This is a genomic window from Paenibacillus sp. JT31N17, assembly GCF_056269255.1.
Window position 1 is genome coordinate 353770 of sequence record NZ_JBWDNP010000005.1, and the last position, 24402, is coordinate 378171.

Genomic DNA, 24402 nt, shown 5'->3' on the forward strand with positions numbered 1-24402 from the left:
CCGGTGATCATTCATATCTTGTTAATGATCATTCAATTTCTCCTGATGTGAAGCGCCGTCATATCTAAGATCATTACCTTGATCATAATCCTCGATGACGATAAGCTGCCCTGGCGGGACATTGAAGTACGTACATAGCCTCAGCAGCAGATCACGGGGATACTGAACCATTTCATCCTTGTACATCCGGCGAATGGAATCAAAGTGATAATTAACATCCTTGGCAAGCTTGCGAATCGATAAATCAGGGTCATGTTTCTCCATGACGCTCTTCAAATTGCTGCGTATGGCTGGCATTCCAGCACCTCCTACAACAATATATATGGAATGCACAGGCCCGTCAATAATTTGACAAGAAAAAATGGTCATGTTAGGCTATAGGAAGGGAAACTGACTCTACGGCGCTCATTTTGCAATAAGCGGCTTGCTTTGACGGCTTTACAGCTTGTTGAAGCGATTAAAGCACCTGCTCCCTTTGCTAAATAAATATTCGCGCAAATAATGAAGGAACCTATACTTCCTTATATTCAGAATTATTCAAGAAGAAACGGCTATCACCGGGTTCGGTGCAAAAGATTTTCTTCCCTTCTGAATATAGGCCAAAGCTATGGGCACTTTAATTTTCCGAATATTTAAACAAAATAACCTCTGCCATTTTCAGAAAATAAAGAACCTTTTTATTTTCTTTTTTTATTCCAATTTCAATGCATCACAAAATAGGGGAGGCTCTTGTATGAACAAAAACAACAGTAAAAATGTGGTATTTCTGGGCACAAGCCTGCCGCGAGAATGCGGCATCGCCACATTTACACAGGACTTACTGGACCAATTCGCAGCAATCCAGGGCTTTAACCGTCCGCGCATCATTGCGGTCAACGACAATGAGTCTTATTTATACGGCGAACAAGTCATTCATCAAATCGATCAGCACTGCCTGCCGGATTATCTGGAGGCTGCCGACCTCCTCAACCTTTCCGATACCAATCTGCTTGTCATCCAGCATGAATTCGGCATATACGGAGGGGAAAGCGGCGAATACCTCCTCCCATTCGTTGAGAGATTAAATATTCCCTATTTGGTTGTTTTTCATACCGTGCTCACCGAGCCCAGCCGCAAACAGCGCCTCATCATGAGAAAGCTTGCGGAAACCAGTGTAAAGGTCGTCACGATGGCCCAATCCACCGTACATGATTTGCATACGATTTATGGCATCGATAAGGATAAGATCGCATTTGTTCATCATGGCGTCCCTTATGTCGAGACAAAATCCAGACTGGAGCTTAAAGCGCAGTATGGATTCACAGACCGGAAAATTCTCTCTACCTTCGGGTTCCTCAGTCCGGGGAAAGGGATTGAATATGGAATTGAAGCGATGCAGGGTGTAATCGCCAAGCATCCCGAATCCCTGTACATCATCTGGGGCAAGACGCATCCCGTGGTGAAACGTGAAGTCGGGGAAGTATACCGGCAGAAGCTGACAGCACTGGTTGAATTGCTGGGGCTGAATAATAATGTGCTGTTCGTCGACAGATTGCTGACACAGGAGGAAGTGATTCAGTCCCTGGTCATGTCGGATATCTATATGACGCCGTATTTGGGGAAGGATCAGGCTGTCAGCGGCACATTGGCATACGGAGTCGGTTACGGACGAGTTATTGTCTCCACGCCTTACCGCTACGCCATGGAGATGCTTGCAGGCGGAAGAGGGCTCCTGGCCGGCTTCCACGACTCCGCCTCCCTGGAGGATTGCATCCTTCAGCTGTTGGGAAATCCCGACCTGATTACCGAAATGGAAGCCCGCACCCTTGAATTGGGGACAACGATGATGTGGAGCGAAATCGCCAAACGTTATGCCGCGCTGTTCGAGGAAAGCATTTCCAGCGCCGCAACCCTATCCAACAGGAGTGTGATTTGATGAATATACAGACCGTACCGCAAGTGCAATCCCAGTATATGAACAGATTGACCGACGATACGGGCATCTTCCAGCATACCAAATTCGGCGTCCCTGACCGTTCCAAAGGCTACACCACGGACGACAATGCCAGAGCTCTGATTGCTGCTGTTCTCATGTACAGCATACACAAGGATCCGCAGACTCTGGCTTTGATCCAGACCTACATTTCCTTCATCCACCACGCCCAGAACCCCGACGGCAACTTCCGCAACTTCATGGATTATAACCGCTCCTTCACGGAGGACAGGGGATCGGAGGACTGTCAGGGAAGAACCTTGTGGGCGCTTGGCTTCACGCTATCGCATTCCTGCGTACCGGATAATCTGCAGAACACCTGCCGCTACATGATCAACCAGGCGCTGCCGCATGTGCACACCCTCGGATCGCCCCGCGCCGGCGCCTATGCCATGGTGGGACTCAGCTTCCTGCTGGAGACCCCGCGCGCCTGTGCCTATTCCTTTCCATATCCTTATGCGGAGAACAGCAGCGAAGCCAAGGCGTTCCTGCCAAGCTCGGATATCGCCCAGCTTATTGAGGAAATGGCGGAGCGGCTGCAGGACCAATTCCGGCAAAATAAAGGCGGCGGCTGGAACTGGTTCGAGGACAGCCTGACTTATGGCAATGCCATGCTGCCCTGGGCTCTGCTCAAAGCCGCCCGTATCAGCGGCAGAGCCGATTTCAAGCAGACGGCCAAGGAGAGCCTGGACTTCCTGTCCTCCCGCACCTTCTCGCCGGAAGGCTATTTTAAACCAATCGGCAGTCACGGCTGGCAGCTCCGCGAGGGAGTAGCCGCTCCCTATGACGAACAGCCCATTGAAGCCTGCGAGATGCTGCTCGCCTGCAAGGAGGCGGCTGGCGTCCTGGAGGATTCCTCCTATTCGAAAAAAGCGGCCTTGTGCTATGAATGGTATCTCGGTCACAATTCTCTCAATGTCTCCCTGATCGACCCGCAAACAGGAGGCTGCTATGACGGCATTCACGAGAGCGGCCTGAATCTTAACCAGGGCTCAGAAAGTATTATCTCCTACTCGATCGCCCATCTGGTGACTCATTATGGATAAGTTCGTCACGATACTGGCAGGCGGAGGCGGCACGAGATTCTGGCCGCTGTCCAGACAGGAGACACCGAAGCAATTTCTGAACATCAGTGGCAACGATATTATGCTCAATGAGACAATTGAACGCTTCAAGGGCATTATTCCTCAGGAAAATACGGTCATCGTCACGAACCGCTCCCAGTCGGTATTATTGGAGAGCATTATGCACAGCAGCGTGCTGAAGAGCAATATTCTCATTGAGCCCGTTGCCCGAAATACCTCCGCGAGCATACTCTATGCCGCTCTTTTCCTGGAGAAGCAGCATGGCGATTCCTTAATGGTTGTCCTGCCGTCCGACCATCACATCACCAATGATCCACAGTTCAGACAGACGCTGGACGAAGCCTGCACGGTCGCCATGGAGACAGACAAGATTGTTACGATCGGCATCAAGCCTTCCTTTCCCTCCACCGGATACGGATATATCTGCTACGAGAGCAAGCCTTTTATGACCGTTCCCGCCGCCGTGCATGAGGTCAGCGAATTTGTGGAGAAGCCCAATTTCAAAAAAGCGCAGACGTATCTCTCTTCCGGCAATTATTTGTGGAACAGCGGCATGTTCATCTGGAAAACATCGGTTATCATCGATCATTTTCAGCGGTTTCTGCCCCGTCTGTTCAATTCCATGCTCCCGCTCCGCAATCATCCGGGCGGCGAAGAGTTGACGGCATTGCTCAATGAAATTTATCCGACGCTGCAAAATATTTCAATCGATTACGGCATCCTCGAGCGCAGCGCTGACGTGGTTGTGATATCAGGCAATTTCGGCTGGAATGACATCGGCAGCTGGGATACGCTGGGCGCCATCTTCCCTCCCGATGACGATGGCAATATTGTCAAGGCAAATTACCTGGGCATCGATACCCGCAACTCCATTATTTACGGCAATGGCCGGCTGATAACAACGATCGGGATCGACGGACTGATCATAGCCGACACGGGCGACGCCCTGCTGATCTGCCCCAAGGATAGAGCCCAGTCCGTCAAAGAGATTGTCGATATGCTGAGGGAAAAAGGCATGACGGAGTATATGTAACCTTCCCGCTGCTGAATGTTGCAGACCAAAACTCCCTAAGCGGCTGCTTTCGGGGGTTTTGGTCTGCACGGGCATCCATGCGGCTGGCAACCGCATCTTGCGGGGGTCATTCATGAATCATGCCGGTTCATCGCTCCCCGTACAGGTTGGCTGACCGGCTATATTTCGCTTCATAGATCATTTGTCAGCTGAACAAGCGCATCACAAACAGCCCGCATCCTGATAGCAAGGATGCGGGCTGTTTGACGTTTGCGGACAAGAAAGATTCACAGCACGCGCACCTGCTGCCGAAGCGCTGCTGCATCAGAAGTCAGAGCATACCCAGACTGCCGGAATGCCGCTTCTAGCGGTTGTCCACCTTCTCGGGATACAGATCATGCTGGAGCAGGCGGTGCTCCGCCATCCCTTCATATTTTGTACCCGGGCGGCCATAGTTGCAGTAAGGGTCGATTGAAATTCCGCCCCGCGGCGTGAATTTGCCCCACACCTCGATATAGCGCGGCTGCATCAGCTCGATAAGATCATTCATAATAATATTGATGCAGTCTTCATGGAAATCGCCATGGTTGCGGAAGCTGAACAGGTACAGCTTGAGCGACTTGCTCTCTACCATTTTCAAATCGGGGATGTAGGCGATATAGATGGTTGCAAAGTCAGGCTGTCCCGTTATCGGGCACAGGCTCGTGAACTCCGGACAGTTGAATTTCACCCTGTAATCCCGGTAGGGATGCTTGTTCTCGAAGGTCTCCAATATCGATGGCGTATAGGTGGACGGATACTGCGTCCCCTGGTTGCCAAGAAGGCTGATCCCCTCACGTTTCAATTCCTCGCTGCTTCTTGTCATCCGTTCATTTCTCCCCCTCTTGGTTAAAATCCCCGCTTGTTGCCCCAAAGCCAGGCATGCAGCTGCGGCAGCACCCGAATCCTGGTCAATTCCGCCGATGCCATAACCTGCTCCACCAGCCACATATACTTGGACAGGAGCGCCTGCAGCAGGAGTGATGTATCCTGCTCCTTCAAATCCTCGTTGCCCGCCTGCACATAGAAAGGCACCCCGTTGTAACGCTGATGGGCGGAAATCGCATACTGCAGATCCGTTTCATCAAACACCACGACCTTCAAGCTGAAATTCCGCTCTTGAGCACTGAGCTTGCCGACAGTCGTATCCAGCACATCCCAGTCCGTCTTCATGCCGGAGCTTGGCGGTTTGGGCGACAGCGTCAGCTCGTCAATGTCCAGAAACCAGTCCTGCCAGATGCTTCCCTGAGTCTCCAGCGCCACTCCGATTCCGCTGCCGTGCAGAAGCTCGATCAGCTCATTCAGATGAGGCAGCAGCGCCGGATTGCCTCCGGATACCGTTACATGCGAGTAGGTGTCGCCCGCAATGCTGTCGAGCTCGGCGGCGATTTCCGCTGCGCTCAGCATGCGGATCTCCGCCTTGCCCGAGCCATCCCAGGTAAAGGCGGAATCGCACCACGAGCACCGGTAGTCGCAGCCGGCCATGCGCACGAACATCGTTTTCTGGCCGATGACCATTCCCTCTCCCTGTACGGTCGGACCGAATATTTCAATGACGGGAAATTTGCTAGGAGCCATAGGAACCTCCCGCTGCAGGACGGAACACCACGTAGCTGGTCGGCGTCTCCCGCAAAAAAATCTGCACGCAGCGCGGCTTCGACGGCATACGGTCCAGAAATTCCTGAATAAGCTCAAACATCGTACGGGCGACGATTTCCGTAGTCGGATACCGGTCTGGGTCCTGATCGCTGAATAATGCAGTGTGCTCATTGAGCAGAGAATGATCGAAACGGTCATGGATCAGCTTCTTGATATCCGAGAAGTTGACGAGAAACCCGTTCTCGTCCAGCTCGTTCCCGGCAATCGTTACATTGGCGAAATACGTATGGCCATGCATATTGCCGCAGTGCCCCGCGCCCGGACCCGGAACATAATGGGCGGCGGCGAACTGCATATCCTTGTTAAGCTCGTACTGATAGGGATGCTGGGTGGACGGGTAGATTTGTTGAATCATAAGCGCCGTCCCCCGCTTTTGGCCGCTTCATATTCCCGCAGTCCATTGGCGCGCAGCAGGCACGCCGGACATTCTCCGCAGCCATCCGCGATAATGCCGTTATAGCAGGTTAACGTATTATTCCGCACCTGCTCGAATACGCCCAGGTCATCCGCGAGCTGCCATGTCTGCGCTTTTGTCAGCCACATGAGCGGCGTTTCAATGACGAATTCGTAATTCATGGAGAGATTCAAGGTCACATTCAGCGATTTGATGAACACATCCCTGCAATCCGGATAACCGCTGAAATCGGACTGGCTGACGCCGGTTATAATATGGCGCGCACCCTGCTGCTTGGCCAGTACTGCGGCGAAGGACAGGAACAGCAAATTCCGCCCGTCCACAAAGGTCGAAGGAAGCTCTCCTTCCTTCTGGTCAATGGCAATATCATCTCTTGTCAGCGCATTCGGCGCCAGCTGATTGATCAAGGACATGTCCAGCACATGCTGGCGGATGCCCAGATCAGACGCAATACGCGCTGCGCTTTCCAGTTCAAGCTTATGGCGCTGCCCATAGTTGAAGGTCACGACCTCCACCTCGCGGAAACGCCTCATGGCATCATACAGACAGGTCGTGCTGTCCTGCCCGCCGCTGAAAACAACAACTGCTTTCTGCTCATTCATTATCATCTTCCTCTCCTATTCTGCCATTACCGGGCAAAAGCTTATAGAGACGCATGTACCGCATCTACTCCTTTCCCGGCCGGTCTTTTCCATCGATACAGCTTCTTCCTTCGAATCGCATATAATGGGAATCAATATTTTCGGCATAAAAAAACGGCACCTAAGGAGGTACCGTTCCCTTAGTTTTTTATAGAGGGTGTTGCTAGAACCTCTCCCACAGCTGCCTCGACGCATGCTGTGGATTTTTATGCTGTTGCTGCTTATTGTAGCACTAACAGGGGGCAGGGGACAATACTACCCATTTCCAGTTTTCGCTCTTACAGCATGAAGTGGACTGGCTTCGCTTGCGGCCTTTTTCCTGCTTTTGGCATCCGGAAGGACAAGCAGCGCGGGCAGAAGCATAGGGAGAAAAACATAACAGAGCACGATCAGACCGACAATGACGGCACTGGCCAGCTCCACCAGCAGGACAAGACCCGATGGAATGAGCGTCGCGAAGGTTCCGCCAAGAATTATCATAGCCGAGATGATAACTCCGCCAATATGCTTGGCTGCCTGCACGATAGCCGCTCTTGGCTCCATCACGCCCTCCTCCTTGTAGCGCATCATCAGGAAGATACTATAATCCACACCTACCGCAATAATGATGATGAAGGAGAAGAAAGGAACAAAGGACGATACGCCATCGGCGCCGATGATATAATGCGTCACAATATTGGTGGCCGTCATCGCAACATAATAGGAAGCGACCAGAGACAAAATGATATAAATGGTTGGCAGAATCGCGCGAATGACCAGCAGCAGCACGAGGAACACCCCGATAATGACGATGATGGCTGTGCCGTTAAAGCTCTCGATCTGCACCTTATTCGTATCATAAGTGGTCGAGCTCGGTCCGGCAGCCCCGTACTCGGCATCGGCAAGCGCCGTTCCGCTCAGGCTCCCGACCAACTCCTTGTTGATCTTCTCGATGGTGTCCATGGCTGCCGGAGAATAAGGATCATTGTCCAGCACGACAATGAGCTTGGTTGTTTTACGGTCCTTGGACATAAAGCTGTCCACCGCTTTATTGAAATCCGCGCTCTCCAGCGCCTCGCGCGGAATGAAGAATGTCCTGGACGACTTCAGCTGCGTCAGGAATTCGCCCGTCTTGCCGAGGCCGTCCGAGATATCACCAAGGCCGCTGCCGCTTTGGCCGAGACCGTCCTTCAGCTGCGCCATGCCGCCCGAGAGCTGGGACAGTCCCGTATTGAGCTGCTGCTGACCGTCCTTGATGCTTGCGAGAGCCGCGTTCAGCTTCTTCATATTAACGGCGATTTCCTTGCTTCCCGAGCTGCCTGCCTGTAGACCCGTTGCCAGCTTGCCCGCGCCGCTCTCCAGAGCCGACAGCCCCGTCACCATCTGCGACTGCGCAGAAGCAATCTGCTTCAGCCCGCCCGCCGATTGGGCAAATGAGGTGTTCAATTTCACAACATTCCTGTTCAGCTCCTGAAGACCGCCGCTAAGCTGGGCGATGCCTGTCTCCAGATCGGTTCCCGTCTTCTTCAGCGTAATATATTCCTGATCTCCGCTCAGCTCGCTGTATTTGGTTCCAAGGCTGCCGATCAGCCCGTTCATTCCGCCAAGCCCCTGCTGGATGCCGGGAAGCTGGCCTTCCAGCTTCTTGTATCCGTCTGCCAGAGAAGTATAACCGGTTTGCAGCGCGGACATCCCACCGGACAGCTTGGAGGTGTTCGCTGCGACGGTCTTCAGCCCGGCCTTCAAAGAGGTAATCCCGTCCTTGAGATCCACTGCCCCATCCGCGCCCTGGCTGATGCCGGAGGATACCTGGCTCAGCGCATCGGTAATTTGTGTGTAACCCTGCTGCACTTCCCCCGTACCCGATACCAGCTGCTGGACGTTGGCAAAATCGGGACTCTGCAGCCTGTCGTTCATTTGCTGCAGGCCGCCCTGGATCTGATCGACACCATCCCTGGACGCCGCAATACCCTCTGTGACGCTTTCCGTCTGGGTGCTGATATAGAAGTCATCGACCGCCTCGCCCTGCGGCTGCGTGATGCTGGACACCTGCTTGATCCCCTCGATGCCCTTGAGCCTGTCGGTCAGCTTGTCAATGACGCCAAGCGATTCATTCGTATTCAGCACATTGTCGTCCTTGATCACGACCGTTGTCGGCAGCGCCTGCCCCCTGCTGAAATGCTCGGCTACAATGCTGAAGCCCTTGGTCGACGGATAACCGTCTCCAAGCTCCCCCAGCTGGTCAAAGGACAGCTTCTGCGAGCTGAACATCACCGCCGGGATCATCGCGATGAGAATAACAGCCGTGACGACAATGGGATGCTTGACGGAGATAGCCGTAAGGCCCGCCCAGAACTTGCTTTCCTTGTGGCCTGCGGCCACGTTCTTCGACGGCCAGAACAATTTGGTGCCCAGCGTCTTCATCAGGAATGGAGTCAGCGTGACAATTTCCAGCAGCAGGATGACCGTGCCGATGGCGACCACATTCGCAGACTTGTATATGCCAAAATTCGAGAAGCTCAGCGCCGCGAAAGCGATGAACACCGTCAGAATGCTGTACAAAATCGTTTTGCCTGCTGTCCGGTACGTGTGGATAATGGCATCGTCAATGGTCCGGCCATGCGATAACTCTTCCTTGAACCGGTTGAACAGCAGAATATTGTAATCCGTTCCGATACCGAACAGAATGAGCACAAGCAGCATCTGCGTGACGCTCGTCACGGGGAAATTCAGCTTATCAATGACCTGTGCGGCGATCCCCATGGAGCACAAATAGGAGAAGCCGACCGCCGCCAGCGATACAAACGGAATAATAATGGAGCGAAACATAATAATGAGAACGGCCAGAATGAAAATAACCGTCAGAATGGCGCTTTTCTCCACTCCGGATGTTGAGGCTTTAATATAATCGTTCTGGATAAAGTCCTCCCCGCTCAAATAATACGGGACCTTCACGTCCTTCAGCACCGCATCGAACTGCTCCTGGATCAAATCCACCCCGCGGCCATCCTTGTTCAGGCTGAAGCTGGCCATCAGCGTCGTCCCGTCCCCGGAGATCAGCGATGACTTCGCCTCAGGGAGCGAAAAGGGGTCCACCAGCTCATCGAATCCAAGCTCCTTCTGGTGGGCCTTCAGGTTGGCAATGCCCGCTTCAATGCCCTTCATATCCTCGTCGGAAAGTTTATTCTCGTTATGAAAAACGACAATATTGCTCGTGCCCGTCGCACCCGTCATATCCTTCAGAATCGAAGCCGCCATCTTGGAGGGACTGTTGTCGGCAAGCGGATCCTGCCCTCTTTCCTGCAAAATCGCATTTACATCCGGTTGAAATACCGTCAGCAGCACAGTGGCCGCGAGCCAGACTATTAATAGAATCCAGCGCCATTTGATGATTTTTTGCATAAGCAGCAATTCCTCCCGAATACCCATAGTAAACAGCCGTTCATTATTGAAGCAAAAAAAATTAGATCCTAGCTTCTGTTTATTTTGTCGCCGATACCCGCGAAGTAGATGCGGATCAGCTCATCCACCAGCCGTTCAATCGTATCCCCATCCTCATAATCCCGCAAAATAATGCACATGCCCTCCACAATGGTCGCCGCTATCATCCGCGCTGCCTGATTCTCTTCCTCCTGGCGCCGTGCGATTCCGCTGTTCTGGAACGTGTGAAAGGCCTTTTCCAGAATCGAGAAAATGACCGTCGTCAGCTCCTGCTTCACATTCTCATACTTGGAGCCTTCGCTCCTGTTCAGCAGAATGGACAGCTCGGGACTCGACTGGTTGAACAGCTTCACGATTGTGCCCTGTATCTTGTGGAGATAAATCAGCGAGCTGTCCGCTTCCTTGGTGTGGGTATTGTCCATATCCTGCCTGATCTCCAGCACATATCCGACGAATCTCTCGTAGGTGGGCTGGATGAGCTCATGGAGAATCGTTTCCTTGCTGGCAAAATACCGATAAATATTCCCTGGCGTGATGCCTGCTGTATGCGCGATTTGACGCATGGAAGCGTCCCTGTAGCCATGCTGCTTGAATTCCAGCAGGGCAGAGCGCAGAATATTCTTTTTCATTTCATCCTTGAGGACCTGCATAAATAAACACCCGTTTACTTTTGAATTTATGATAATTATATAGGGCTGCCAAGTCCGGGCGCAAGCCTTCTTCCCTCTGACAAGCCCGCTATTTTGGGAATGTTCATCAAATGTTCAACTAATAAAGGCGTCGGGCTGTTTTTCAGCCCCTCTGCACCCTGACATACAGCTGTCAGGGTGCATGGCTTAAGATAGAAATATAGCGAAGAACAAGTTAAACCAAACCCGAGGAGGCACCACCAATGACAATGATTCAACCAACACCACAAGCCGCAGACACTGAAATCCGTCCTTTCCAGATCGATATTCCGCAGGCTGACCTTGATGACCTGCAGTACCGCTTGTCCCATACCCGCTGGCCTGATGCGCTGCCCGGAGCAGGCTGGAAATACGGCGTGTCGCTGGCGTATGTGAAAGAATTGGCAGAGTACTGGCAGAATAAATACGACTGGCGCAAGCACGAAGCGCGACTGAATGAATTCCCCCAATTCACGACGACAATCGACGGTGCCCGTATCCATTTCATGCATGTCCGTTCGCCTGAGCCTGACGCGATTCCGCTCTTGCTCACGCATGGCTGGCCGAGCTCTATTGCCGAGTTCCTCGACCTGATCGGACCGCTTGCCAATCCCCGGGCCCACGGCGGCAATCCGGCGGATGCCTTCCATCTCGTGATTCCCTCCGTGCCGGGCTTCGGCTTCTCCGGGTCTGACCTTGAACCGGGCTGGGACATCTCCCGCATCGCCAGAGCCTGGGCAGAACTCATGAACCGTCTGGGCTATGAGCGATACGGTTCTCATGGCAGCGACCTGGGCTCGCTTGTATCCCGCGAGCTGGGTATCCGGAAGCCGGATGGTCTTCTCGGCATTCATGTGCTGCAGCTGTTCTCCTTCCCTTCCGGCGATCCGGCAGAGATGGCCGGACTGACCGAAGACGATCAGAAGCGCCTGCAATTTCTGGCCAATTTCCATGAGCGGGCAGGCTTCAACGCCATTCAGTCGACCCGCCCGCAGACGCTTGCCTATGGGCAAGCGGATTCACCAGCCGGTCAGCTCGCCTGGATTGCCGAGCTGTTCAATGGCTTCGGCGACCACATCGATTTCATTGACCGCGACGCTTTGTTGACGAATGTTATGATCTATTGGCTGACCAATACAGCCGAATCCTCCGCCCGCCTGTATTACGAGAATGCGCATAATCAGCAGGGCGGGGAAGGGCCGAATACGGCTGTGACCGGCTTGGCTGTCTGCGGCCATGACTTCAAATCCATCCGGCGCTTCGCGGAGCGCGACAATACCAACATTGCGCACTGGTCGGAATTCGACCGCGGCACCCACTTTGCCGCCATGGATGCGCCGGATCTTCTGGCTCCCGACATTCAGGCCTTCTTCCGCCGCTTCAGATAAGAGGGAGCTTGCGGGAAGATTCCAAATGGGCGACTAAAACAAAAAGGATAGAGAATCAGATGTTAATCTGATCGCTCTATCCTTTTTTGTAAGAAAGCCGGTAAATAATGATCGCGCATATGGAAGCAGCTGCTTCTAACTCCGCCAGCTATTTGCAGCTGTTTGGCTTAACCCTCCGTTCCGCCTACGCCCGCATCGGTGCCGTTCGCCGCATCCGTCCCGGCGGCTCCGTCCGTTCCACCCGCCGCATCGGAGCCGTCCGCTGGTCGGGAACCGTCTGTCAGGCCGGCTCCGTCAACGTCATCCGTGCCTTCAACACTGCCGGCGCCTGCTCCGTTATCCATGTCCTTGTGGCTCTCCACAAATTCAGCGGCATTGAACAGCATAACCGCCGCTTCCTCGCGTGTGATTAATGCCTGCGGATGAAACTCGCCTTTATCATCCAGCGCTGTCAGCTTGTAGAGCAATGCGCGCTGAATTGTGCCCTGGAAGTCAACCGTAATATCCTTCTCATCTTCGATCGGGATAAACATTTTGACCGTTGGATACTGCCCGGTTTTCTCCAGACCCTGCACGAGATAATGAACGAAGGCTTCCTTGGTCATCGGGGCCCTGGGATCGATATCCCCGGGAATATCGAGCTGGTTGGCCCGTGCGACTACGAAGTTGTCCGCATACCAGGCGTCGCTGGTTACCGTAGTGTAGTAGCCTTCTGCTGTAGGCGCCTTATTGAAGTCGATTGCCGCCAGGCTCAGCTGCATGCCTTTGACAACCATGGCGATTCCTTGTGCCGCAGTCAGCTCGGCGGCTGGGCGGAATTCGGTCGCCGTTATACCATTGACCATCCCTTTATCCTGCAGGGCTTCAATTTGAGTCTTGGCCGTGCTGTTGTCGATATCCGTGAAAGTGCTTGCAGCAAAGGCCTGACCAGCCACAGGCATAATCAGGGCGACTGAGAGCGCTGAAGTTAATACTATCTTCTTCATATTCATTCTCCTCATCCGGCAGCTTGTTGTATTTGTTATCCTTATAACGTACACAACCAACCGGATGTTGCAGCCTGGTTTTGCTTTAAGACGCAGACGAAGCAGGCTCAGCCAAATTTTTCATCGTATTATTACATTTGCTGCTGCTCATCCCTTACACGATCCAGCACCTCCATATACAGGACTTGCATAAACTTTTTGATGTTCACCTTTCCTTTATCGGTTTTTAGATTCTCATCCATTTCCTTCATCTTCAGGCGCACGTCCTGAAAGTCAAAATACAGCGGCGCGTAATGCTCGAATTTGGGATTGCTGTAGTCGGTCAGTCCGATGCTGGCAAGATTGGTCAAAGCCCCCATGACCGTACGCCGGATCCGCTGCTCCACGGCTTTGCCTTCTTTCTCCGTATCGCTGTCAAAGCCTTTATTCGCCTGGGCTGCGACCTCGTACAGCTCCTTCAAAGGGGGGAGCGTCTCCGGGTGCTGGCGATGGACCAGATGCTCCATAATTTCAACGATATCCCGGCTGCCGCCCTCGCCGATAATACCCAGGTCCATCAGGATCGATTGGATAATTTCACGGGCCGTCCGTTTCTTCGGGCTGCTGCCCAGCTCTGGGCTCAGGCTGTTCAATTTCGACAGGGACGCCTTGATTTCGCCCAGATAACAGCCGATCTTCCACTGCTCATGGACCCGGGACAGCACGGCCTCCACTTCCACCCGGTTAATGGGCTTCTGAATGTAAAATTCAATGCCCGCCTGATAGGCCTTGCCGATCATTTCTTTATTTTCGATCTGCGAAATCATCACGTATTTGCCTCCGAAGCCATGCTGCTTCAAGTGGTAAATGGTTTCAATACCGTCCTGATCCGGCATCAATAGATCGATCAGCACAACATCCGGCTTTGCGATCAGGATGCCTTTCTCGCCAGTGGTCCCATTCCCGGCCGATATCACCACCTCACCCAGTCCGCTTTTTTCAATAATGAACTGCAGCATTAACCGGCTCGCGGAATCATCATCGACAATGCCAAATGAGAGCATCCTGGTTCCTCACACTCCTTTTTTCAATGAATCAGTCGAAAAGACCAAAACAAAAGTGGTGTCATCTGCCTGCTCCGATGGCTGCAGATGCAGCTTCCCGCCAAATGCATGCACGATATCCCGGACATGGGACAGGCCGATGCCTGTCGCCGCATAACCCGCCTGATTGAATTTTGTCGTGAAACCCGGTTCGAAAATAATTTCCCTGTTCTGCTCGGCAATGCCCGTCCCCGTATCCGAGACCGCAATCACCGTCTCCGCTCCCCGCTCATCTATTCGTATGCGAATCCGGCCGTCCTTATCAATCGCCTCTACCGAATTGGATACGAGATTATTCAGCACCGTCAGCAGCAGAATATAATGATCGGTGACGTAGTCGGCTCTGATCTCACGCTCCATCCGGATTTCCTTCCGGAGCATCTGGCCGTAGCCGTGATTCGAGCGGAACACAAAATCAACGATTTCCGAGAGGGACATCTCTGTCGTCGTCTTCCGGTCAAACAGCTTCAGCAGACCGGCCAGTATGCGCTGGGAATCCTTCTTCACCTCATGGATCTGCTGCGTAATTTCCAGCATCGAGCGGCTGTTCGCTTTTTCTCCGGATTCGCTCAGCTTGCCGTATAAATTGTGGCTTTTGGCCGTAATCTGCTCAAGCGTGTCCATTGATTTCCGCAAATAAAAGACTTCGCCGTACAGGCCGGAGCCGATATTAAGCATCTGCTCCATTCTTTTTTGCTGCTCGTTATGGACCACTCTCATCTGGCTGATCGTAATGCTGCTGTACAGCCCTACGATAAAGTAGCTGCGCAGCACGGCGGTGGCTCCAAGCAGCAGCCACTGCGAGGAATACAGGTACCGATAACCGAACATGATGCTCCGGATTAGAAGCTCCAGCTCATTCGACGTAAATTCAATCAAGGTAATAAAGCCGCCGAGCAGCAGCGGATGAAACTCGGATAATTTGGGCTTGATCCGGCTCATCCCCACTGCAAATATCATATAATAGATCGCCGCGGAGAAGTGGGTATGCAGGCTTGCTTCAAATGAAAACAAATCTAAGAGGTTCACCGCGTCCTTCAGAGTACGGAAGAGAAGCACCATAATACCGGTTGCAATCCCTGTGTACACATAAGGCAGCTGCCTCATCAACAGCAGGCACAGCAGAAAGGCGCTGCTTCCAAGGCCAATCCGGAATACCTCTCCGCTGAAAGGCGTTATTTTGAACTCTCCGGCAACCGCGGTCACAATGGCAACCAGAAGCATCTGCGCCCATTCGGCGTAGTGGCGTTTTCGTTCCGGCAAACCGTTTCCCCCTATCACAAGGCTATAACAATCTGGACTCGAATCTTCTCGATAGCAGTGATAGGGCATAGTTTACCGTAAAATACAGGATTGCGGCAACCAGCAGCACCGGAAAGACATAATCATAGCTTTGGCCGATGACGATCTTGGAATGGTTCATCAGCTCCGGCAGTGAAATAATGACGGCCAGGGACGTATCCTTCAGCAGGGAAATAAACTGGCTGACAAGCGGCGGGACCATGCGCCGCAGACCTTGCGGCAGAATAATATGCCACAGGGTGCGAACATAGCTGAGCCCCGAAGAACGGGCCGCTTCGATCTGTCCTTTATCGATGGAACTGAGGCCGCTTCGGACAATCTCCGAAATCATCGCCCCTTCGAACAAGGTCAGCGCCACGATGGCCGCATTCACAACCCCCAGCTTGATGCCGACATCCGGCAGGGCAAAGCGTGTGAAGAAAATAATGAGCAGGAGCGGCAGATTGCGGAGAATTTCGACGATGATGCCGAGAATGGGCGAAACAACCGGCATTTTGGTATAGCGAATCGTGCCGACAATACAACCCAGCACAAAGCTTAATACAATAGAGATAAAAGCGACCTTCAGCGTCACATAGAAGCCTTCCAGGATGAACATAAGGTTCTCTGTGGAGAAAGCATTGGCAAAATCCATCTGTTCCCCCTCCTTCTAGCCGCTGCGGGCCCATTTGCGTTCGAAATGAAGTGCCATATAGCTCAGAGGAAGCGTCAGCGCCAGGTAGAAGAGCGCGACAAATATATAGGTATCGAAGGTAGCCAGCGTGCTGCTCGCCACCGAATCTGCAAAATACATCAGATCAAGTCCCGCAAAAACACTAAGCACCGATGAATTTTTCACCAGATTGATGAACTGGTTGCTCAGCGGGGGAATAACGATCTTCACGGCCTGCGGCAGCACGATATACCTCATCGCCTGCACATAGGTAAGCCCAGTAGCCTGCGCCGCTTCCGTCTGGCCTCTGGGGACAGAGCGGATGCCTGCCCGGATTACCTCGGCGATGAAGGAAGCCGTGTACACGGTGAGTCCGACCGTTCCGCAGACAAACCCGTTCAGCGTAACGCCGAGTGATGGCAGTCCATAGAAAAAAACAAAAACAACCAGCAGCAGCGGTATGTTGCGGATAAATTCCACATAAATCGATCCCAGCCATCGCAGCGGCTTAACAGAGGAAATCCGGAAGATCGCGATCACCGTTCCCAGTACAAAGCTTCCGATCAGGGCAATAACGCTGGAATAGATCGTATTGAGGAAGCCTTCCAGATAGATATCGAAATTATCGGTAAGGATTGAGAAGTCCGGCATATGCATCCTCCTTGCCATGATGATCTGAATGAGAAGAAGGGCGGCATTAAAGCCACCCTTTCCCAATCGTTTCGTTTGCTTTATTCCGCCGCGGGTGCTTCCCCGATCCATTGTTCGTAGATTTTGTCATATTCGCCATTTGACTTCAAGGTTTTCAGCCCTTCGTTGACCGCATCCACAAGGGCCGTTTCACCCTTCTTGATCGCGATGCCATAGGGCTCATCCGTAAAGGGCTCCCCTACCACCTCATAATTGCCGTCCTGGGCAACCATGCCGTACAGGATCGCGTTATCGGTCGTCAGCGTATCGCCTTGTCCCGCCTTGAGCGCGCTGAAGGCATCCTGATAGTTTTCAAACTCCAGCACGGTAGCGTCAGGCGCCTTTTCCTTAATGTTATCGACGGAAGTCGAACCCTTCACCGCCAGCACCTTCGTATCCTTGGTCACATCATCCAGGCTCTTGATCGGACTTCCCTTCTTCACCAGAAGCGACTGTCCCGCTTTAAAATAGATGTCCGAAAAGTCGACTTCCTTCTTCCGTTCCTCCGTAATGGTCATCGTCGCGATGATCATATCGATTTCGCCGTTGTTGAGCATCGGCATGCGGGTTTTGGAGGTTACTTCCTTGAGCTCAATCTTGGTTTCGTCCCCGAGAATGATTTTGGCCAGCGCTTTGGCGATATCCACGTCAAAGCCTTCCACCTCGTCGTTCATCGGATTCTTCAGGCCGAACAGCTTCGTATCAAATTTAACGCCCACCACCAGCTTGCCCCTGCTCTTGATTTCATCCAGCATGGCGGAGCCTGCTGCCGGAGCCTCGCTGCCGGCACCGCTCGTATTCGCATTATCACCGCCGGCGGCCGCATTTTCGCCACTCGCCGCATTGCCGCCATTATTGCTTCCTTTGTCATTGCCGCAGCCCGACAGAACCAATACGGAAACCAGCATCAGCATCAGGCCAGCCATCATCCATTGTTTTGCTTTCATTTATACCCTCTCCTTTACTTGTTGTTGTTCTAGTGGCGCAGCACCCTGTTGAGAAACAAGCGAGCTCTCTCCTCGCGAGGCTGGGTGAAGAATTCCTCGGGCTCCGCCACTTCAATGATCTGACCCTTATCCATAAATACGATCCGGTCCGCCACCTCCCGGGCAAAGCCCATCTCATGGGTGACGATCACCATGGTCATCCCCTCGTCCGCCAATGCCTTCATGACATCCAGCACCTCGCCGACCATCTCGGGATCGAGCGCCGATGTCGGCTCATCGAACAGCATTATGCCGGGCTTCATCGCAAGCCCCCGGGCAATCGCCACGCGCTGCTGCTGTCCGCCCGACAGCTGGGAGGGATACTGCTGCGCCTTTTCCTGGATGCCTACTTTCTCCAGGTAATACATGGCGGTTTTCTCGGCCTCCTGTCTGGAGAGTCCCAGCACCTTCATCGGAGCCAATGTAATATTGTCGATCACTTTCTTATGGGGATATAAATTGAAATGCTGAAAAACCATGCCGATATTGCGCCGCAGCTTGTTGATGTCCGTTTTCTTGTCATGTACGGGGAAATCATTCACGGTCAACTCCCCGCTTTTAAGCGTTTCCAGACGATTGATGCATCGAAGCAGCGTGCTTTTGCCTGAACCGGACGGTCCAACCACGACCACTACCTCACCTTGTTCAATCTGAAGATTAATGTCATTCAGCACATGGAAATCGCCGTAGTACTTTTCAACCTCGCGAAATGAAATCACCGGACCCTCTCCTTTCCAACCTGGATGCTTGCCTGAAGAGCGGCCAAACCTTTTCCCTATCCCTAAACCGTTAGTTATGTGTGAGGGAATATGACGTATAGTTCATTTTGAACCCCAACCTACGCAAACCTATGCAATCCGACGCAAATATTCACAAAACACTTACCCCCAATCTTATGCACATCTTATCCACAGGCAGGGGAAATCTTAATTTCCGACGTCTTCTGATGCCATGAAAAATTATAAAATCATGTCAAAAAAAGTCCGGACAACCGTCCGGACCCTGCGTCAAATTATGCTTTTAAATGATCAGCCTGAATGATGAAATTCAAGCAACGAAAAGTGGTGTCAGGTGATTCTTAGAATCACTCAGCATCACTTGGTAATACTAAATATTATAAAGTGGCATAAAATCTATGACCATTTAAAGAATGCTCAGTAAACTGCCCTATGGAAATTTGAAATTTCCTGCTTGTATCTGCCGAATTATGGGATTTCGCATTGACAGACAGGCATTTTTAGGTATTACCAGGTATTTCTTAATAATACTTTATACTGCTTAATGTTTCCAAGAAATTCTTTTCCGCAACAATTGCTCTCCTACGTCCACGCCTCTATATCCTCATCGTCGAATTCATCTTCGACAGTATTCGAGGAATCCGGCTCCTCCGACGCTGCGGCCGCTGCACTGTCATCCGGACTCACAGAGCCTGCCGCCAATTCGCGGTTGGCACTCAATGCGCCACTGTTCAGATTCTGCAGCTGCGCTGATCCGGAGGAATTCAAGGTGCTGCGTTCGGTTGGAATATAGGCTTGAAGATTACGGACACCGCTCTGGTTTATCTCGTTCTCGATTAAATAACGGAGAGAGTCCATCAAATTGGTCTGTGCGTTAATCCACTGCATGACCGCAGGATCCTCCGATTTTTTTGTTTTTAAGCTGATATTGTCGCCGGGCAGTTTCGTTTTTTTCACGGGATGATCCACCTTCTTCGTGTCCTTGGATTATTCTTTAAGCGGGGTGCCCCTCTTAAACCGGCTGCACCGCTTTGTTCTTGAGCGCTTCGTAAATTTTCCCGCGTACAAATGCGTCCAGTCCCAGCGCGTTCATCTGGACCGCATAGTCGGCAGGAATATACAGCAGCTTCATTTCCCGCTCCATGCACAGCTCCTCAAGCAGAGGGTGGAGCATCGAGCGCATCAGAATACTGCCGCCTCCATACACGCAGATCAGATCGATCTCATTCCGCGTCTTGGTCAGCTGCCGTTTGACATTCTGAACAATCTGCTTGACCTGGCTCTCCAGCGGCCTCTTGAGCGTCTTGATGGCGCGCGCATGGAATTTATGCTTCGGATTCTTCAGCACGTCGCTGAAAAACTGCCGGGGGCTGTCGGTCAGATGGATCAGCCGGTTGAACTCGTCAAGCGCCTCTTCAATCGCATAACCCGCTCCGTGATGGCTGCCGTAAACAAATTGGCGGAGAAATTTATTGCCTTCGGTGATGGGATATTCCGTCGAGCCGTCGCCGATATCGACATGGAGGATCCGCTTGTCTTTGAAATAACTGCCGTTAAACTTCTTCTCGATATCGTAGGTTTCGATGAACGATTGGAAGATTTCGCCTTCCCGCCAGTTGCCCTCGGCATCCTTCTGCAGGGCGAAGATGACAGGCGTCGCCTCCGGAACGACCTTGGTGAAAGGGAATACGATTTTCACGCCGATCCGCTGCATCCCCAGATGCACCGTGACATTGTGGGAGCCGGTCGTGAAGCGCTTCTCGAATTTCAACGAAGTCTCGTCCGTATGCTGCGTGACCGGAAGCGCGGTAGCCATATCCGCCTCTACCTCAATATTCGCAGGTATCTTCTTCTCGTCCTCATACGCCTTCTGCACCGCCAGAGCCGCAATTTGCGCGAGCGTGTTAATGATCGGCAGATCCATGTCGCTTTTGAGGTCGATCCCGATCTGCAGATTATCCAGAATCTCCCCGCTCTCCAGTGCGAATTTGCCGACATAGTACATGCCGGGGCGCGCAGCCGGGGAATCAATGGTGACAACCAGCTGCTCCTGCAGATTCTTGATGAAACTCTCCGGCGCTTGCTCCTCGCTCCATGGAAGCTCGTCCACCGTACAATTCACATTCGGCTGCTGAATCAGTTTACCGTCAATGATCAGATCATGCTCGCTGTTCCCGTTATCGTTACCCACAAAGAAATGGAATTTCATAAGAAACTACCTCCTATTTATAGAACAATGGTAAAAAATACTGATAGTATTACTTTGCCATACAAGGTGATGTTCGCACAACCCGCTATGGTCCTAATCGCCAAGTTAAAATTCTCTCACGATGGGGTCGAATCTTGTATGAACAGCGCAAATGCTGGATAATGAAGGCCGTTTCTGGCATGCAGCCTGTCTATGGCCATCCGTCCCTATACAAGAAGAATGGCTTTCGCCGTCCTTCGGCGGCGCAGTTAGTTTCTGTTTCTCCCCCCGGAAATGTATGAAAAATATGGGGAAAGACAGACGTTCTTATTATGCAAAAAAAAGCAACCGGCGGTAACTGCCCGGTTGCTTTACTTGGAACTGTTCTTTCGTTATTCGGTTTCAGCAGGAGTTGATTGTGTACTCTCAGCCTTCGAGGTTTTGAGCTGCAGTGCTTTCAACTGCGCGATCAATTCCGGCGATAGTTGTTTTGAAGAGATCGTCAGCGTTCCTTGAGCTGCTCCTGCAGTCAACGTTCCCACCGCTTTTCCATTCGCTTGCAGCAGCTTCTTGACAGTCGCCGGATCGATAGGGGTGCCCGTCATCTTGACTGCTCCCTCGGGGAAGGACAGCGTCCCATTGGTTGTCCCTTTTGCAGCTACAAGATTCTTGACGTCAACGCCTTTAACGACTGTCAATTTACCCTTCTTGGCCGATGCCAGCAATTTCTGAACGGCTTCGGGGTCGAGCGGAACCGCTGTTAAGGTCGCTTCGCCGGAGCTTGCGGGGATGATCGTTTTTCCGTCAACGACGGTGAACGTTCCCTTCTCTGCCGATTTCAGCAGTTCCTTGAAAGCCTCCGGATCGAAACGGGTTGCTGCCGCTGTGACCGTACTTGTGCTTGCAGGGATTTCCTTCCCGGTGGACGGAGATGCGAATGCGGCCTGAGCCGTGACGACGGAGAGAGCCAATCCGACTCCCAGTACAGCAAGTTTCTTTTTCATTTGAACCAAACTCCTTTAAGATAGAATGTGTCTTACATCTATCAGTTTAGCCCGCTTATCTGGAGTCTGGATGGAGTCCGGATGTGCTTTGGATGCGTTTTGCAGGAAAATAAGGGAGAAAACGACGCCTTCTTCCGTGTTTCTGACCTGAATATCGATCGCTAACTGCTGTAAGATCCGTTTGGTAATATAGAGGCCCAATCCGCTGCCGCCCGTATTCCGGCTCCGGGACTGCTCAAGCCTGTAGAAGGGCTCGAATATGCGGCCAATCTGCATTTCATCGATATGCGCTCCCGTATTGACAATCTCGATCATGCGGCAGCCGGTTTTATCCGCCTCGCTTACTACGACCTTGTTTCCGGGATTCGTATAGATGATGGCGTTATGCACAATATTGCTCATTGCTTTTTCCAGCATTCCCCCGTCGGTACGTATCCGGCTGTCTTCATGTACCGACGAATGCAGTGCAACGCCGCGCTGCAGCCCCAGCTCCTTATATTTGGCCATCAGGCCGTCAACCATCCCGCGCAGGGATACATTCTCGTCGCTTTTTGAAAGCGCCCAGTCATCCGATCTCGCAACGCGCAAAATATCGGCGATCAGCGTCTCCATTTCCTCCGCCACCTGCAGCGTTTTATCGAGATAGGCATCCCGATCCGCATATATGCCGATTTTGTAAAGCATGCCCTCCAGCTGTCCCTTCATGATCGTAAGCGGCGATTTCAATTCATGGGAAACGGCGGAGAACAATTCCCTTCTGCGCGCCTCCACCTCCCGCTCGCGTATCATGTCCTGTTGAAGCTGTTCGTTGCTCGTCTTCAGCTCGCTGATCGATTCCTGCAAATTGGCGGCCATGGAGTTCAGGCTGGCGGCAAGCCCCCCGATTTCATCGGAAGAATTAACGGGAATCCGCGTATCCAGCTGCAATTGGGCCATCCGGCTGGCGGAAACCGTAATTTTGCGGATGGGCCTTGTGATGATAACCGAATAAAAATAGGAGGCCCCGACAGCGGCGATGAGGATGAACAGCGCAACGTAAGGGGACAGCAGCACCAGCACTTTGGATGCCTCATCGATCGGCTGCGGCGTGAAATAGGCAGTCAAATACGCTTTTTCACCATTATACGTCAAGGTCCTGGCCGTTTGAGGCGCCTTGGCCGAAAGCGTCTTGATCGGGATCGCTCCATTCGAAAGCGTCTGCGAATTCAGAAACTGGGATGTGACAGGCGTTAAGGTTGACGGTTTGGTTATTTGGGCTACAGCAGTCTGGATGTAGGGGTAGAGCATCTGCTGGGATTCGCCCTTAATCATGATAAAGGCGTTTGTCTGCTCCTGCAGTTTCGTCAGCGCTTTAACAGCCTCATCGTTCGAGAGCGTGGCGCTCTTGTCGATGAAGCTGTCGATGCCGTTGTCGATTTGATTCTGCTTGTAAGTGGTGTACGTATGGGGCAGCAGGGTGTAAATAACCAGGTAGGTGCAGACGGAGAAAAGGAGGAGAACGGCCACGGTCAAGCCGAATACTTTGAACATGATCGTATTCCATAAACGATGCTTCAGCCATTTAGCGCTCAATTTTATATCCCACTCCCTTCACCGTTTTGATATAGGGCATATTCGTTTTTTTGCGTATATTTTTCAAATGGGTATCGATAATCCGGGTATCCCCGTAATAGTCATAGCCCCATAGCTTGTCCAAAAGCTGCTCGCGGGTTACGATCTTGCCGGCCTGCTCGACAAGCGCTTGTAAAATCTCAAACTCCTTCGTCGTCAGTCCCACGGAGACGCCGTCGACATAAGCGTTGTACGAGTCGGTATCAAGCCTAAGCTCTTCAAATTCCAGCCAGCTGCCCGTTTGGGCGGGCTTCGACCGCCGCAGGACGGCTTGGACTCTTTTGATCAACAGCTTATAGGAGAACGGCTTCGTCATATAATCGTCGGTTCCGCTGTCGAAGCCTTCGATTTGCTGCTCCTCCTCGCTCAGCGCCGTCAGCAAAATAACCGGCACGTTGGACTGCTGGCGAAGGATCCGGACAACATCATAACCGGAGAGGCTTGGCATCATGACATCCGTTATAATCAGATCATAAGAGTCTTTGTTCCACAGCTGCAGCCCTTCGATTCCATCGGCTGCTGACGTCACGCTATATCCTTGCGAGGACAGAAACTGCTCAAGCAGCTGCCGGATCGCCTCGTCGTCTTCCATTACCAATATGCGTTCACTCACCAATGATCACCCCGCCTCCATTATACGCCTCCAATCTGAAGTTGATTTGTAGATTGCCCGAAAATATACAGGGATTTGCTGGGCATTCATAAGTATACAAAAGGTTAGTAGAACACAAAAAGGGATCTACTTGTTAATAGGGAAGCATTGTTTCATAATTATAGATACGGCTTTTTCCATGAAATGCACATACTGACTGTTTCAATGGGCAAGCTGATCCATATGTCCTTATGTCCAGGAAGAAACGTCTCG

General features: G+C 52.2%; 23 protein-coding genes and 1 riboswitch. Of the genes, 4 read left to right on the top strand and 19 right to left on the bottom strand.

Translation table 11 applies throughout. From position 1 onward, the window contains the following. Positions 1 to 21: 21 nt before the first annotated feature. Entirely contained in the window at positions 22 to 297 is a 276-nt protein-coding gene (locus tag AC0YOB_RS19390; RefSeq protein WP_475769463.1) for a helix-turn-helix domain-containing protein, read from the bottom strand. A gap of 436 nt (positions 298 to 733) precedes the next feature. Here AC0YOB_RS19390 and AC0YOB_RS19395 point away from each other — a divergent pair, with 436 nt between their 5' ends. Genes AC0YOB_RS19395 through AC0YOB_RS19405 form a run of 3 tightly spaced genes read left to right on the top strand, consistent with a single transcriptional unit; the run spans position 734 to position 4090 of the window. Further along, on the top strand, positions 734 to 1915 hold the full coding sequence (locus AC0YOB_RS19395) for a glycosyltransferase family 4 protein (RefSeq protein WP_475794167.1): 1182 nt from the start codon (positions 734 to 736) through the stop codon (positions 1913 to 1915). Then, positions 1915 to 3018, top strand: a complete 1104-nt coding sequence (locus tag AC0YOB_RS19400; RefSeq protein WP_475794168.1) for a glycosyltransferase — start codon at positions 1915 to 1917, stop codon at positions 3016 to 3018. The genes AC0YOB_RS19395 and AC0YOB_RS19400 overlap by 1 nt, the downstream gene beginning before the upstream one ends. Next, complete coding sequence (locus AC0YOB_RS19405) at positions 3011 to 4090, top strand: mannose-1-phosphate guanylyltransferase (protein WP_475794169.1); 1080 nt, start codon at positions 3011 to 3013, stop codon at positions 4088 to 4090. Before AC0YOB_RS19400 ends, AC0YOB_RS19405 begins: the two co-directional genes overlap by 8 nt. A gap of 343 nt (positions 4091 to 4433) precedes the next feature. Here the strand turns inward: AC0YOB_RS19405 and queF are convergent, their stop codons facing one another. The 6 genes from queF to AC0YOB_RS19435 form a co-directional block, all read right to left on the bottom strand. Then, the gene (queF, locus tag AC0YOB_RS19410; RefSeq protein ID WP_210039206.1) at positions 4434 to 4934 is read right to left on the bottom strand and encodes a preQ(1) synthase; all 501 of its coding nucleotides are present in this window, start codon (positions 4932 to 4934) and stop codon (positions 4434 to 4436) included. 23 nt (positions 4935 to 4957) lie between these two features. Further along, entirely contained in the window at positions 4958 to 5686 is a 729-nt protein-coding gene (queE, locus tag AC0YOB_RS19415; RefSeq protein ID WP_475794170.1) for a 7-carboxy-7-deazaguanine synthase QueE, read from the bottom strand. Further along, a complete protein-coding gene (locus AC0YOB_RS19420) occupies positions 5676 to 6122 on the bottom strand; it encodes a 6-pyruvoyl trahydropterin synthase family protein (protein ID WP_475794171.1) in 447 nt (148 codons plus the stop codon). The genes queE and AC0YOB_RS19420 overlap by 11 nt, the downstream gene beginning before the upstream one ends. Continuing rightward, on the bottom strand, positions 6119 to 6790 hold the full coding sequence (queC, locus tag AC0YOB_RS19425; RefSeq protein WP_475794172.1) for a 7-cyano-7-deazaguanine synthase QueC: 672 nt from the start codon (positions 6788 to 6790) through the stop codon (positions 6119 to 6121). Before queC ends, AC0YOB_RS19420 begins: the two co-directional genes overlap by 4 nt. 167 nt (positions 6791 to 6957) lie before the next feature. Beyond that, positions 6958 to 7002: riboswitch (PreQ1 riboswitch) on the bottom strand. Between the two features lie 76 nt (positions 7003 to 7078). After that, on the bottom strand, positions 7079 to 10204 hold the full coding sequence (locus tag AC0YOB_RS19430; RefSeq protein ID WP_475794173.1) for an MMPL family transporter: 3126 nt from the start codon (positions 10202 to 10204) through the stop codon (positions 7079 to 7081). A gap of 68 nt (positions 10205 to 10272) precedes the next feature. Continuing rightward, the gene (locus AC0YOB_RS19435) at positions 10273 to 10872 is read right to left on the bottom strand and encodes a TetR/AcrR family transcriptional regulator (protein ID WP_475794174.1); all 600 of its coding nucleotides are present in this window, start codon (positions 10870 to 10872) and stop codon (positions 10273 to 10275) included. 263 nt (positions 10873 to 11135) lie between these two features. On the opposite strand from AC0YOB_RS19435, the gene AC0YOB_RS19440 reads away from it, so the two are divergent. Beyond that, positions 11136 to 12299 carry an epoxide hydrolase family protein gene (locus AC0YOB_RS19440; protein WP_475794175.1) on the top strand — a complete coding sequence of 388 codons (1164 nt, stop codon included), beginning with the start codon at positions 11136 to 11138 and terminating at the stop codon, positions 12297 to 12299. 167 nt (positions 12300 to 12466) lie between these two features. On the opposite strand, the gene AC0YOB_RS19445 is transcribed toward AC0YOB_RS19440, so the two are convergent. The 12 genes from AC0YOB_RS19445 to AC0YOB_RS19500 form a co-directional block, all read right to left on the bottom strand. Beyond that, positions 12467 to 13285: an S-layer homology domain-containing protein gene (locus tag AC0YOB_RS19445; RefSeq protein WP_475794176.1), complete on the bottom strand. Its 819-nt coding sequence runs from the start codon at positions 13283 to 13285 to the stop codon at positions 12467 to 12469. A 131-nt stretch (positions 13286 to 13416) separates the two neighbouring features. Continuing rightward, positions 13417 to 14328 carry a response regulator gene (locus AC0YOB_RS19450; RefSeq protein WP_210039214.1) on the bottom strand — a complete coding sequence of 304 codons (912 nt, stop codon included), beginning with the start codon at positions 14326 to 14328 and terminating at the stop codon, positions 13417 to 13419. Positions 14329 to 14337: 9 nt separating this feature from the next. Beyond that, on the bottom strand, positions 14338 to 15630 hold the full coding sequence (locus AC0YOB_RS19455; RefSeq protein WP_475788934.1) for an ATP-binding protein: 1293 nt from the start codon (positions 15628 to 15630) through the stop codon (positions 14338 to 14340). A 22-nt stretch (positions 15631 to 15652) separates the two neighbouring features. Next, the gene (locus AC0YOB_RS19460; protein WP_210039215.1) at positions 15653 to 16303 is read right to left on the bottom strand and encodes an amino acid ABC transporter permease; all 651 of its coding nucleotides are present in this window, start codon (positions 16301 to 16303) and stop codon (positions 15653 to 15655) included. A 15-nt stretch (positions 16304 to 16318) separates the two neighbouring features. Next, positions 16319 to 16972 (bottom strand): amino acid ABC transporter permease, encoded by a 654-nt coding sequence (locus AC0YOB_RS19465; RefSeq protein ID WP_475769451.1) that lies wholly within the window; start codon positions 16970 to 16972, stop codon positions 16319 to 16321. 80 nt (positions 16973 to 17052) lie between these two features. Next, positions 17053 to 17958, bottom strand: coding sequence for a transporter substrate-binding domain-containing protein (locus AC0YOB_RS19470; protein WP_475794177.1), 906 nt, complete (start codon positions 17956 to 17958; stop codon positions 17053 to 17055). Between the two features lie 29 nt (positions 17959 to 17987). After that, positions 17988 to 18716 (bottom strand): amino acid ABC transporter ATP-binding protein, encoded by a 729-nt coding sequence (locus tag AC0YOB_RS19475; protein ID WP_475788936.1) that lies wholly within the window; start codon positions 18714 to 18716, stop codon positions 17988 to 17990. A 600-nt stretch (positions 18717 to 19316) separates the two neighbouring features. Then, entirely contained in the window at positions 19317 to 19691 is a 375-nt protein-coding gene (locus AC0YOB_RS19480) for a hypothetical protein (protein ID WP_475794178.1), read from the bottom strand. 55 nt (positions 19692 to 19746) lie between these two features. Beyond that, the gene (locus AC0YOB_RS19485; RefSeq protein WP_475794179.1) at positions 19747 to 20943 is read right to left on the bottom strand and encodes a ParM/StbA family protein; all 1197 of its coding nucleotides are present in this window, start codon (positions 20941 to 20943) and stop codon (positions 19747 to 19749) included. A 371-nt stretch (positions 20944 to 21314) separates the two neighbouring features. Then, on the bottom strand, positions 21315 to 21926 hold the full coding sequence (locus AC0YOB_RS19490) for a hypothetical protein (protein ID WP_475788939.1): 612 nt from the start codon (positions 21924 to 21926) through the stop codon (positions 21315 to 21317). A gap of 15 nt (positions 21927 to 21941) precedes the next feature. Beyond that, a complete protein-coding gene (locus tag AC0YOB_RS19495) occupies positions 21942 to 23498 on the bottom strand; it encodes a sensor histidine kinase (protein ID WP_475794180.1) in 1557 nt (518 codons plus the stop codon). Next, positions 23488 to 24153: a response regulator transcription factor gene (locus AC0YOB_RS19500; protein WP_475788941.1), complete on the bottom strand. Its 666-nt coding sequence runs from the start codon at positions 24151 to 24153 to the stop codon at positions 23488 to 23490. Before AC0YOB_RS19500 ends, AC0YOB_RS19495 begins: the two co-directional genes overlap by 11 nt. Between the last annotated feature and the right edge of the window lie 249 nt (positions 24154 to 24402).